The organism is Mycobacterium sp. NGS63 (genome assembly GCF_059812295.1).
Genome location: NZ_JCALCJ010000001.1, coordinates 520,305 through 533,323, shown reverse-complemented (window position 1 = coordinate 533,323; position 13,019 = coordinate 520,305). Strand labels below are relative to the sequence as shown.

The window sequence follows — 13,019 nt, the reverse complement described above, 5'->3', positions numbered from 1 at the left end:
CGGATTACCTATCGAAGCCCTGTGCCGCCGCTAACCTTTCGCGCAGAGATTTCGGCCGTATATCGGTCCAGTTCTGTTCGATATAGTCCAGGCACGCCGCGCGGTCGGCCTCGCCGTACACCACCCGCCAGCCGGCCGGAACGTCGGCGAAGGCCGGCCACAGGCTGTGCTGCTCCTCGTCGTTGACCAAGACGAAGAAAGTGCCGGCGTCGTCGTCGAAGGGATTACTGCTCACCGCGTCTCCAGACCGTCTACTGGACATGGGTATAACAAGTTCTAAACCATACTGGAGCCCCACAGAGCTTGTCTAAGCCTTCGCAGAATTGGCCATGACCCAAGATCTGCCGACATCGCCGCATCGGGAATCTTGCCTAGACGAACTAAAGGTATGGTTTGGAGCTAACGCCTCTACTCGTGGTTCGCCACCTGGGGCCCGTCTGCTTACGCGGCCGTAAGCGCCCGCGACTGGCAGGACGATGGTCGGGCCTTTCCTCGATCGGGGCGGCTGACCCCATCCCCGTGCGGCACCCGGAGCTCGATCGCCTGCTCCCCACACCTAGGTATTAGAGGTATTAGGTGGGAGTCCGAGTCCGCGCGTTCGGCGGCGGCGCACAGGTGCCGAAGGCGACGTGGCAGCGATCTTTGCGAAGGCAACCATCCCGACTACTGTGTGGGCAGCGCAATTCAGGACGGCGACGTGCACACGGCCGGCCAATGGCCGGAATTGGAGGCATCTGGGCTACATGAATTCATGACGCCTGACGCGTGCAGGTTGGGCCGCAACCCAACCGGCTGCCCGTGCAGCATGCAACGCGATTCGGCGGAGCAAACCCGGTGTATTCCGAACACAAATATCCACACTCACGACACCATGTGACGGATCATGGGTCAAAGCAGATCTGGTTGGGGCGAGATAATGGACAACCACAGCGAACCTTCGGCGCAGGTTGAATCGAAGGACAATTCCTCAGTTGCGATGTCGGAGCACCTCGCTGACGACCTCCTGTCGACGACCGCCGGTGGCTGGAAGAGCTTCTACAACTCGCTCAGCCGCCGCCTCGAGGACGTCGGGGTCGCGGACTCATCGTTCTTCCTCAACTACGGATACCTCTCCACGGGTGCCCAGGACGAATCCGCGTTCACCATCCGCCCGGGCACGTTCAACGCCAACTCGGTGCGGCTGGTATTCGAGGTGGTCGGGCCGGTCGACCTGAATGACCGCACCGTGGTCGAAATAGGGTGCGGCCGCGGCGGCAACGCCGCGCTTGTCGCGGAGAAATTCAGCGCACAAGTGATCGGGATTGACATGTCCTCGGAAGCGATCGCTTTCTGCAGCAAAACGCACGTCAAGCGTCCGATCGATTTCCGGGTCGGCGATGCGTTGAATCTCCCCCTGCCCGATGCGTCCTGCGATGCCATTATCAATGTCGAGTCCTCACATTCGTATGGCAACCTGCCGAAATTCCTCGGTGAAGTTCGCCGGATCAGCCGTCCGGGAGGGTGGTTCTTGCACACCGACTTTTTAAGTCCCGAGGACTGGGACCAGGTGAGGATGCGCTTGAAGCGATCGGGCTTCGTCACCGAAAGCGACCGGGACATCACCGGCAACGTGCTGGCCTCGCGCGACCAAGCAAGCGATACCTGGGCCGAGGTGTACGGCGACCGAAATGCCCGGGTCGCGAACTTCCTTGCGCTACCGGGGTCCGCGATCTACGAGCAGATGCGCGCCGGCCTCTTGGAGTACCGAATCCTGAGGTCGCAACTGCGGACCGCACCCGCGCCATAAATTCGCGGCGCCGAACCGCCTCTTCCTGTCCGCAATCGCGGGACGGCACGCCGCCTTAAAGGCTTCGTGGGGTGGATTAAGTCGGCTCGACCAAACCGACCGAGTCCGCCTTACCCGTCTCGGGCACCTGGCCGGCCAGGTACTCGGCCAGCGACCCGATGGTCGGATAGTCGAATACCGCGGTCGCGCTGATCGTGAACGCGCCACCGAACTGCGGCAGCAACCGGTTGCTGAATTCGACCGCCATCAGTGAATCGGTGCCCAGCTCCAGGAACCGGCTGGTGGCGGCCGGCGGTTGCGCGAGCCTCAGGAAGTTCTGGACTTCGTACCGCAGGTATTCCGTGAGGAAGCTGCCGCGCTCCGCCTCGGGCACCTCGTGCAGTTGCCGCAACAACTCGCTGTCGCCGCGTGTCGCGGTCACGGCGCTCGGCAGCACATGGTCAAGCATCGCCGGGCGAGAGGCGCCCAGCCCCTTCGCCGCACGCTGCCAATTGGCCTTGATGACGGTTGCCTGCCCGGTTCCGTGGGAGAGGATCTCGTCGAGGGCGTTGAGGGCGGCCGAGGGTTCCAGCGGAATCAGCCCCTGCGCACTGAGATTGGCGCGCGCGGCGTGCGAAGTGGCCATGCCGCCCTTTGCCCACGGACCCCAGTTGATCGCGGTCGCGGGCAGGCCCTGGGCCCTACGCTCGGCAACGAGCCCGTCGAGCAGCGCATTGGCCGCCGCGTAGTTCGCCTGGCCGGGCGAACCGATCACGCTGGACGCCGAAGAGTAGACGATGAAGAAGTCGAGATCGTCATCCTTCGTGAGCCGATGCAGGTGGCAGGCGCCGAAGGCTTTGGGGGCCAACGCCTTCCGGAAGCCTTCGGGGCTCTGCTGTGGCAACAGCGCGTCGTCGAGGACGCCCGCCAGGTGCGCCACCCCCGCCAGCGGCGGCAACTCCGCCCGGATCCGCTCCAACACCGCGGTGATCTGCGCTTCGTCGCCGACGTCGGCCGCGAACACATGGATGCGGCTTCGGTAGCGCTCGGTGATGTCGTCGATCGCCTGTTGAGCCTCGGCATCGGGCTGGCGCCGACTGGTCAGGACGATGTCACCGGCCCCGAGTTGGGCCAGGTGGGCCGCCGTGTACAGGCCGAGCGCACCGACACCACCGGTGATCAGATAGCTCCGATCGCCGCGCGGCTGCAGTGGCTCCGGCATCTGCAGCACGATCTTGCCGATGTGCCGGGCCTGCTGCATCCGGCGGAACGCGGTCTTCGCCTCCGTCACCGGGTAGACCTCGGCCGCGATCGGGGCCAACTCGCCCCTTGCCATGCTGTCGGCCACCTCGGCCAGCAACTTGCCCGTCCGCTCGGGTTCGTGCTCGATGCAGGCGTCCAGCGCGATGATCTCGTAGGCGATATCGGGACGGGCCGCGGCCATCTGCTCCCGAGTCCAGATGTCACGCTTGGCGATTTCGGCGAACCGGCCGCCCTGCGCGGTCGCCCGCACGGTCGCCTCGATGAACCCTTCGTTGGTGAGGCTGTTCAGCACCACATCGACACCCGCGCCGCCGGTGTCGGCCAGGATCTGGTCCGCGAAATCCGTACTGCGCGAGTCGTAGATGTGTTCCACGCCCATTTTGCGCAGCGCCGCCCGCTTATAAGTGCTGGCGGTGGCGAAGACGGTCGCACCGCGCTGCTGGGCTATCTGGATCGCGGCCAGGCCCACGCCACCACTGGCGGCGTGAATGAGAACCTTGTCACCGGGTCCCACCTTCGCCCAGTCGAAGGCGAGGCGCGTCGTCAGCGCGCCGGCGGGTATGGTCGCCGCGCCCACCGCGGTCACCCCGTTCGGCGCCGGCGCCAGGAACTGGGCCGGCACATTGACCCGGGTGGGGAACCCGCCCGGCATGAAGCCGAAGACGCGCTGACCCACCTCGAATCCGGTGACACCGGCGCCCAACTCGGTGACGACGCCGGCGAGGTCGCCGCCGCCGACCCGCCCCGGGTCGCCCGGATACAGGCCGAGCACGTTCAGCACGTCCCGGAAGTTGAGGCCCGCCGCCTCCACCCGGATCTGCACCTCGCCCGCGCTCGGCGGCGGCACGTGCGTCTCGACCAGATGAAGGTTGTCGATCGCGCCGCGCTCGGTGGGCTCCAGGTTGAAATCGGCAGCCCGGGGCACCGGGAGGTGGCCGCTGCGCGCCCACGGCAGCAGCCTCGGCACCAAGTACTTTCCTTGTCGCAGTGCGATTTCGGGTTCGTCGGCCGGTGCGCCGAGCAGGCCCGCCAACAAGCGCACGGCGTCGTCGGCCCCGTCGCAGTCGACCAGCCGGCAGCGCAGGCTCGGCTGCTCGGTGATGACGGTCCGCCCGAAGCCCCACAGCGCCGACTGCGCCGGGTCCACCGACTCGCCGGGCTCGGTCGCCACCGCCCGTTCGGTGACGATCCACAGTCCGCCGGTGAGTTTCAGGTCGTGCTGGGCCAACAGCGTGCGCACCACCGTGAGCACCCCATCGATCTCGGCCTCCAGCCGCGCGGCGAATTCGGCGCCCGACTCGTCCGCGTCGGGCCGCCCAGGGCTGCGCCAGACGACGCCCGAGAACGGCGCCCCACGCTCCTGAGCCTCGGCGAACACCCGCTTCCAGCGCTCGGGATCCACCGCGGCACCGTCCAATGCGACAGCACCCGGCACGACGGCGGCCAGCTCGTCGAACCCGGCGATCAGCCAGGCGCCGTCCCCGCCACTGCCGGCCGATGCCGGCGCGGGCACTTCCTCCCAGCCGAGGGTGTACAGGTTGCGGGTGGCGTCGCCGCCGAGCCCGCGCAGCAACGCCTCCCGCGGCGCGCGCTTGACCGTGAAGTCGCGAATTTCGCCCAGCTGGCGGCCGTCACGGTCCACGAAATCGAGGTCGAACGCCTGCGTTTCGCTGTCCAGACCGCCCCGCTGCCACCGCGCGCGGCAGTAGAAGCGTCGGGGCATCTCGTCGTGCAGCACCACCCGCCCGTACCGCAGCGGCAGGAACAGGTCGCTCAGACCCCCGCCGTCCTCGGTCGCCGCGAGCGCCGCCTCCAGGGCCGGGAAGGCGATGCCGGTGCACAGGTCGAGCAGCACCGGGTGAATCGGCTCGGCGCCGAGGTGTTCGGCGAGCTCGTCGCCGATGGCGATGTCGCCCACCGCCTCGCCGTCACCGGCCCACAGCGATTTGAGCGACGTGGACCAGGTGGGACCCCATGCCAGCTCCATGTCGGCGAAGGTGTCGAACAGCTGCTGCGGGCGCGTGCGGCCCAGCCGCTCGCAGGCCGCGTCGATGGATTCCGCCGGCTCCAGTGCGGGCTCGTCTTGAACATCAGAGCTACCGCTGGCGATCCGGCCGTCGGCGTTCAACGACCACTCGGCGTCACGATCACCGTACGGGCGGCTGTGCACCTGGAAGGTCCAGCCGTCGTCGACCGGATGCACGGTCAGCTGCACCTCCCGGGAAGCCTTGTCGGCCATGATGATCGGTTCGTAGAAGAAGACGTCGCGCACCTGCGCCGGTGCCCCGATCGTCGCGAGCGCCATCGCCGCGTACGTCGCGCCCGGAACGACGACGACGCCATAGATGACGTGGTGCGCCAGCCATGGCTGCGTGTTGACCGACCACCGGCTGGTGTAGACGGAGTCGCCGGAGGCGAGATCCTTTGCGCTGCCCAGGATTCCGGTCCCGGTGGCGCCGTGTCCGTCGATGCCGCGGATGTCGGCGTTCTTCGGCCAGAAGCGACGGCGCTGGAAGGCGTAGGTGGGCAGTTCGAGTTTGCGGTGCGGCCGATGGTGCAGGGCAGCGAATACCGGCCGATGGCCGCTGACGTACGCCGCGGCCAGCGCCTCTGCCGCCTGGTGCCGGGCGTCGGCGTCCTTGCGCAGTGACACGATCGCACGCGGAGCGGCCGAGGATTCCGGCCAGGCCTGCACGGCGGCGTTGGTCAGAACCGGTTGCGGGCCGATCTCCATCAACACCGAGCAGCCGAGCGCAGCAACGGTTCGCACGCTTTCTGCGAACTGCACCGGCTGGCGGGAGTGCCGCCGCCAATACTGGCCGTCGAGCGGGGTCTCCGCCGTGAGGAGCGCGCCGGTCCGGTTACACACCAGCGGCAGCGTCGGAACGGCGAATTCGAACCCGCCTGCGTACGACTCGAATTCGTCCAGCACCGGGTCCAGCAGTTCGGAATGGAAGGCGTGGCTGGTGTCCAGCCACGTGCAGCGCACTCCGTCATCGGTCAACTTGGCGACGATCTGCTCCAGGTCCGCGCCGGGGCCCGACAGCACCGTGTTGGGGCCGTTGTAGGCGGCGACCGAAATGCGCGGGAATTCCTCGGCGACGCTGTCCACCTTTTGCGCGTCGGCGAACACCGCGACCATCCGTCCACCCGCGGGCAGGCTGCCGAACAGCCGGCCGCGTTCGGCGATCAGCCGCGCCCCGTCCTCGAGGCTGAACACTCCGGCCACGCACGCCGCGGCGTACTGGCCCACGCTGTGCCCCAGTACCACGTCCGGCTCGATACCCCACGACTGCCAGAGCCGAGCCAGGCCCATCTCGACGGCGAACAGCGCCGGCTGCGCAAAGGAGGTGTGCCGCAAGGTTTCTCCGGCGTCGCTGTCGGTGTCGAACAGCACTTCGAGCAACGGGCGCGGCAGCATCGGGTCGACCGCTTCGGCGCAGCGCCGCACCGTGTCGGCGAATACCGGCTCGGTGTCGAACAGTTCACGCGCCATTCCCGGATACTGGCTGCCCTGGCCGGTGAACAACCACGCCGTCTTCGGTGGGTCGCCGCACACGCCACGCACCGCACCGGGCCCCAGCCGGTTCTCGGCCAGGCCGGCCAGCAGCTCGCGGGCTCCCGCGATCGAGTCCACGACCAGTGCGGCGCGGTGTTCGAAATGCGAACGCCCGACACCCGCGGTGTAGCACACGTCGGCGACGTCGGCCTCCGGGTGCTCCTCCAACCAGGCTCCATACCGCTGCGCCAACGCCACCAGCGCCTCCGGTGACCGCGCCGACAGCGGCAACACGCCGACGGCGTCGTCGTCGGTGGCGGGCTCCGGCGCCCCGGTGGTGTCCGGAACCGCGTCGCCTTCCGGGGTGACGTCGGCCACCGCGGAGGGCGACGGCGCCTCCTCGATCAGGACGTGCGCGTTCGTGCCGGAGAATCCGAACGAGCTTGTCCCGGCGCGCCGCGGCCTGCCGTTCGCCTGCCACGGGATCGCCTGGTCGACGACCCGGACCGGCAGCGAGTCCCATGGGATGTTCGGCGACGGGTTCTCGAAGTGCAGGTTCTGCGGTAGGACCTCGTGCTGCAACGACAGCACGACCTTGATCAGGCCGGCGATGCCCGCGGCCGACTCGAGGTGCCCGATGTTGGTCTTGGCCGATCCGATCAGCAGCGGGTTGTTCGGGTCGCGGCCGGCACCGTAGACGGCCGCGGCGGCCTGGACCTCGATCGGGTCACCCAGCGAGGTGCCCGTGCCGTGGGCCTCGAGGTAATCGACGTCGCGCCCCTCGACCCCGGCACGAGCCAGCGTGGTGGCGATAAGCCGTTGCTGCGCACCGCCGTTCGGCACCGTCAGGCCACTGGAGGCGCCGTCCTGATTGACGGCGCTGCCCCGGATGACCGCGCAGACCTGATCGCCGTCGCGCTGCGCATCGCTGAGCCGCTTGAGCACCAGGATCCCGCAGCCCTCACTGCGCGCGTAACCGTTCGCGGCCGCGTCGAACGTCTTGCATCGGCCGTCGGCGGCAAGCATCCTGGCGCGCGAGGTGGCGACGATGGATGCCGGGCTCACCAAGACATTCACGCCACCGGCCAGCGCCATGTCGCAGTCACCGGAATGCAAGGCCTGGCAGGCCTGATGGACGGCCACCAGCGAGGCACTGCACGCGGTGTCCACGGCCATCGCCGGCCCTTCCAAGCCGAGCGCGAACGCCACCCGGCCCGCGATGACGTTGAGGGCGTTGCCGGTGATGAAGTGGGCCTCGATGGTCTCGACCGAGTTGGCGTTCAGCAGCTGTGAATACTCGTTGGCGGCCACCCCGACGAACACGCCGGTTCGACTGCCGCGCAACGCCGCAGGCGCATACCCGGCACGTTCCAGGCCCTCCCATGCGATCTCCAGCATCAACCGCTGCTGGGGATCCATCCACACCGCTTCGCGCGGGGAAATGCCGAAGAACTCCGGATCGAACCCGTCGATGCTTTCGAGGTATCCGCCGTAGCGGGTGTAGATCTTGCCCGGCGCCTCGGGATCCGGGTCGTAATACTCGTCGACGTCGAAGCGGTCGTCCGGGATCTCCCGGATCGCGTCGACACCGCCGGACAACAGGTCCCAGTAGGCCTCGGGATCGGGCGCACCCGGGAAGCGGCAGGCGACCGCGACGATCGCGATCGGCTCGTCCGTGCGCGCCGCCACCGCGGCCGCTGCCGGCGCCGGCTGCGCCGCCGCGCTCGCGGGCGCCGGCGCGTCGAGGCTGAGCACGTCGTTGACGAGGAAATTCGCGACGTCGGTGATGCGCGGGTAGTCCATCGCCAGGGTCGACGGCAGCTCCGCGCCCACCGCTCGCTCGAGTCGGCGGCGCAGCTCGACGGCCATCAGCGAATCCATGCCGAGGTCGAACAGCCCGGCCTCCTCGCGGATTTCCGCGGGGTCGATGCGGGTCACGTCCGCGACGGCGTCGCGCAGATAGTCGACGACGAGCTTCTTGCGCTGCTGCACCGGGGCCGCGGTGAGCCGGTCGACCAATTGCGTGGTCCCGGACTCCGACGCGGCCTGCGCCGACTCGGGCACCTCCCGCTGCAACTGCGTGAAGAACGACCGCTTCCCCGCCATCTGGTACAGCGGCAGGAAGCTGGCCCAGTCGATGCGGGCCACCACCCCGTTCGACACGCCCTTGGCCGAGGACGCCACCAGTTCGGCCATCCCGGCCAACGCGTCGGACGGCGACAACGGCTTGACCCCGCGCTTGTCCAGCTCCGCGCGCGCGGCCTCGTCGGCCATGCCCGCGTTCAACCACGGACCGAAGTTGACGCTGATCCCGGGGACGTTCTGCTCGCGCAGCCGCCACGCCAGCCCGTCGAGGAAAGCGTTGGCCGCGCTGTACGCGGTCTGCCCGCCGGCGCCCCACACCCCGGCGATCGAGGAGGTGCTGAGGAAGAAGTCCAGCTTCAGGTCCGTGGTGGCTTCGCTCAAATTCCAAGCGCCCCAGACCTTCCCGGCGAACACCCGACCCACCTCGGCGTCGTCCAGGGCTTGCAGCGGGGTCGTGCTGATCTCGCCCGCGGCATGCACGACCCCGGCCAGCGGCGGTAGCTCGGCCCGCACGGTGGCCAGCACATGTGCGACGTCGTGCGGGTTGGAAACGTCGGCCGTGACGACCCGGACCTCGGCGCCGGTCTGTTCGCCGATGGCGGCGATGCGTTGCTGCGCGGCGTCACCCGGGGCGCGCCGGCTGGTCAACACCAGATGCCGCGCCCCGTGCGCGGCCAGGTAGTCGGCGACCTCCAGCCCGATCGCACCCAGCCCACCGGTCACCAGATATGTCGCGTCGTCACGCAGCGCCAGCGGTGTGCCGGCCGGCTGCCCCGAGCGCCGCGTCAGCCGCGGAACGTAGACCGCTTGGTCGCGCAGCGCGAACTGGTCTTCACCGGCGGGAGCCGCCAGCAGCTGGTCGACCAGCCGCGACCACACCCCGCCGTCCAGGGCGCCGCCCGCGGCCAGATCGGCCAGTCCGCCCCACAATCGGGGGTGTTCCAGCGCGGCGGCGCGACCGAAACCCCACAGGCACGACTGCGCCGGCGACACCTTGTCCGCGCCGGTGACCCGTTGTGCGCCACGGGTTATCAGCCAGATGGGGGCGCGCAGTTCGGCGGCGGCCGCGGCGCAGAACAGGCGCCGCGTTCCACTCAGGACCTGATGCTGCATCCGCAACAGCGATCGCGTCGACGGCGCCGTGTCCGGGCCGAGGGCCGCGAGATGCAGGATGCGCAGCGCCGGTTCGTCCGCTACGGCGGCGCGCAACGTTTCCTGGAGCCGATCGGCGTCGGCGTCGGACACCGGCAGCCCCACGATCCGGGGCCGGTGCCCGCGCGCGGTGAGCGCGTCGGCCAACGGCGCGACGGCCTCGGCGTCGTCGCTGACGAGCAGCCACGCGGTGCCCTCGCCCGCCGTCGCGCCCGAGGCTTTAGCCGCGGATTTCTCCCAGCGGATCTCGTAGCGGGAGTCCGCGATGGACTGGGCGTTGCGCTGCTGGTTGTGTTCAGCCGCAAGCTGTTTCAGCACATCGACGGTCTGCTGGTTGCTGGTCCCGCCGCCCAGCAGAGCCGCGAGCTCCTCGATCCGGCCGTCCTCCAGGAGCCCGACGGCCTCGGTCCGCGTGGCCGACGCCTGGCTGGCGGTCGGGGTGGACGCGACCTTCTGCTCGCGGAACCAGTACTGGCGATGCTGGAACGGATAGGTGGGCAGGTCGAGCTTGCGCGCGGTCCCCTGCTGGAGAGCACCGAAGTCGGGGCGGTGCCCGACGATGTAGGCGTTGGCCAGGGCCTCGGCGATCTGGCGGTGATCGGCGATGTTCTTGCGCATCGACGCGATCGCCCGGGGGGCGGTGGCCGGGTCCGGCCACGCCCGCATGGCCGCGGCGGTCAGGATCGGCTGGGGGCCGATCTCCAGCAGCATCGTGCAGCGCTGTTCGGCCAGGGTCCGCACGCTCTTGGCGAACTCGACCGGCTGCCGCGCATGGCGGCGCCAGTAGGCGCCGTCCAGTTTCGCGCTTCGGCCCAGGGCGGCGCCGGTGCGGTTGCACACCAATGTCTTTTGCGGCGCGCCGAATTCGAACCGGTTGGCGAATGCCTCGAACTCGTCGAGGACCGGATCCAGCAACGCCGAATGGAAGGCGTGGCTGGTGTCCAGCCAGTCGCAGCGCACCCCGTCGTCCTCCAGGGCGGCCACCGCCTGGTCGAGATCCTGCACGGGTCCCGACAGCACGGTGTTGGCGCCGTTGTAGGCGGCCACGGACAGGCTCGGGAACTCGTCGGTGATGCCTTCGACCCGCTCGGCGGCGGCGAAGACGGCGACCATCCGGCCGCCGTCGGGCAGGCTGCCGAACAGCCGGCCGCGCTCGGCCATCAGCAGCATTCCGTCCTCGAGCCCGAACACGCCCGCGACGCAGGCCGCGGTGTACTGGCCGACGCTGTGGCCGATCACCACGTCCGGTTCGAAGCCCCACGACTGCCAGAGGCGGGCCAGGCCCAGCTCCACCGCGAACAGGGCGGGCTGGGCGTAACTGGTTTGCCGCAACGTGTCTTCGGCATCGGGGCTGTCGGTATCGAAAATGACGTCGAGCAACGGCTTCTCGAGCACGTCGGCGACCGCCGCCGCGCACCGTTTCATCGTCTCGGCGAACACCGGCTCGGTCTCGAAGAGCTCCCGTGCCATGCCGGCGTACTGGCTGCCCTGGCCCGTGAACAACCACGCCGTCCTCGGCTTGTCCGCGCAGTCGCCGCGTAGCAAGCCCGGCGCCGGGCGGTCGTCGGCCAGCGCGGCGAGTTGCTCACGCGCGGACTCCGTCGAATTCACCACCAGGGCGGCCCGGTGCTCGAGGTGCGATCGCGCGGCTCCGGCGGTGAAGCACACGTCCGCCAGCGAGGCGTCGGGTTGGTCGGCCAGCCAATCGCCGTACGCCTTGGCCAGCTCCGTCAACGCAACCGGGCTGCGCGCCGAGAGCGGCAACAGGCTGAACCGCCGGTCGTCCGACGGCGCCGGCGCCGGCGAAACCTGGCCCAGCTCGGGAGCCTCTTCGAGGATGACGTGCGAGTTGGTTCCGGAGAATCCGAACGAACTGATCCCGGCGATGCGCGGCCGTCCGTCGCGCGCCCAGGGAAGCGCCTCGTCCACCACCCGCACCGGCAGCCGGTCCCACGGGATGTGCGGCGACGGCTTGCTGAAGTTCAGATGCTTCGGCAACACCTCGTGCTCGAGCGACAGGATGACCTTGATCAGGCCCGCGATCCCCGCGGCCGCCTCCAGGTGCCCGATGTTCGTCTTCACCGACCCGATCAGCAGCGGCCGATCTGCGCCGCGCCCCTTGCCCAGCGCCGCACCGGCGGCCTGGACCTCGATGGGGTCGCCCAGCGAGGTGCCGGTCCCGTGCGCCTCCAGATATCCGACGTCGGCAGGCGAGAGACCCGCGCACTGCAGCGCCTCGGCGATGACGCGCTGCTGGGCGACGCCGTTGGGCACCGTCAGCCCGCCCGACGCGCCGTCCTGGTTGACCGCGCTGCCGCGGATCACGGCCCGGATCCGGTCGCCGTCGCGGATGGCGTCCTCCAGCCGTTTCACGACGATGACGCCGCAGCCCTCGCCGCGCACGTAACCATCGGCGGCCGCGTCGAAGGTCTTGCACCGACCGTCCGGCGCCAGCATGTGCGCGTGCGAGAAGGTCATCGCGGTCTTGGCGCTGAGCAGCACGTTGACGCCGCCGGCCAGCGCGAGGTCACATTCCCCGAAACGCAGCGCCTGGCACGCCTGATGGACCGCCACCAGCGACGAGCTGCACGCGGTGTCGACGGACACCGCCGGGCCCTGCAGCCCCAGCCCATAGCTGATCCGGCCCGCTCCCGCGGCGGACGACGTCCCGATCGCGACGTAGGCCTCGATCTCCTCGTAGCTGAGCTGTTCGGAGATCAACCCGAGGTAGTCGTGGGTGCCCAGACCCATGAACACACCGGTCTTGGTGTTCGCCAGGGCCGACGGGGCGGTGCCGGAATGCTCCACCGCCTGCCACGCCGTCTCCAGCAGTATCCGGTGCTGCGGGTCGATCAACATGGTTTCGCGGTTGGACAGCCCGAAGAACGGCGCGTCGAACCCCGTGACGTCGTCGATGAACCCGGCCCGGCGGCTGACGATCTTTCCGGGCGCGTCGGGGTCCGGGTCGAAGAACTCGTCGACGTCCCACCGGTCCGGCGGCACCTCGGAGAGCGCGTCGCGCCCTTGCTGCAGCACGTCCCAGAACTCGTCCGCGTTGGCGGCACCCGGAACGCGCGCCGCGTAGCCGACGATCGCGAAACTCTCGCCGGTCCCCTGGGAGCCGCGCGCGGGCTTGGATGTGTCGTCTCGATTCTGCAGATCGGTCATTTCCGGACGCCGATCATCTCGTGCTGCCCTTCGCCGTCGACCACGACGAAGAAACTGCCACTCAGTTCATCGAACGGATTGCTGCTC

Annotated in this window: 3 protein-coding genes; 1 reads left to right on the top strand and 2 read right to left on the bottom strand. The window is 69.1% G+C overall.

Features of this window, described 5'->3' with window-relative positions:
- Positions 1-4: 4 nt before the first annotated feature.
- Complete coding sequence (locus AC5Y4Z_RS02420) at positions 5-235, bottom strand: MbtH family protein (protein ID WP_499960650.1); 231 nt, start codon at positions 233-235, stop codon at positions 5-7.
- A gap of 681 nt (positions 236-916) precedes the next feature.
- Between AC5Y4Z_RS02420 and AC5Y4Z_RS02415 the strand changes: the two genes are divergently transcribed.
- Positions 917-1,786 (top strand): class I SAM-dependent methyltransferase, encoded by an 870-nt coding sequence (locus AC5Y4Z_RS02415; RefSeq protein WP_499960649.1) that lies wholly within the window; start codon positions 917-919, stop codon positions 1,784-1,786.
- Positions 1,787-1,862: 76 nt separating this feature from the next.
- Here AC5Y4Z_RS02415 and AC5Y4Z_RS02410 read toward each other — a convergent pair whose 3' ends face one another.
- Positions 1,863-12,932: a type I polyketide synthase gene (locus AC5Y4Z_RS02410; RefSeq protein ID WP_499960648.1), complete on the bottom strand. Its 11,070-nt coding sequence runs from the start codon at positions 12,930-12,932 to the stop codon at positions 1,863-1,865.
- Positions 12,933-13,019 lie beyond the last annotated feature (87 nt).

Bases quoted from the DNA above. Each gene is read 5' to 3' on its own strand.
- AC5Y4Z_RS02410 (WP_499960648.1), bottom strand. From the start codon at position 12,932: ATGACCGATCTGCAGAATCGAGACGACACATCCAAGCCCGCGCGCGGC.
- AC5Y4Z_RS02415 (WP_499960649.1), top strand. From the start codon at position 917: ATGGACAACCACAGCGAACCTTCGGCGCAGGTTGAATCGAAGGACAAT.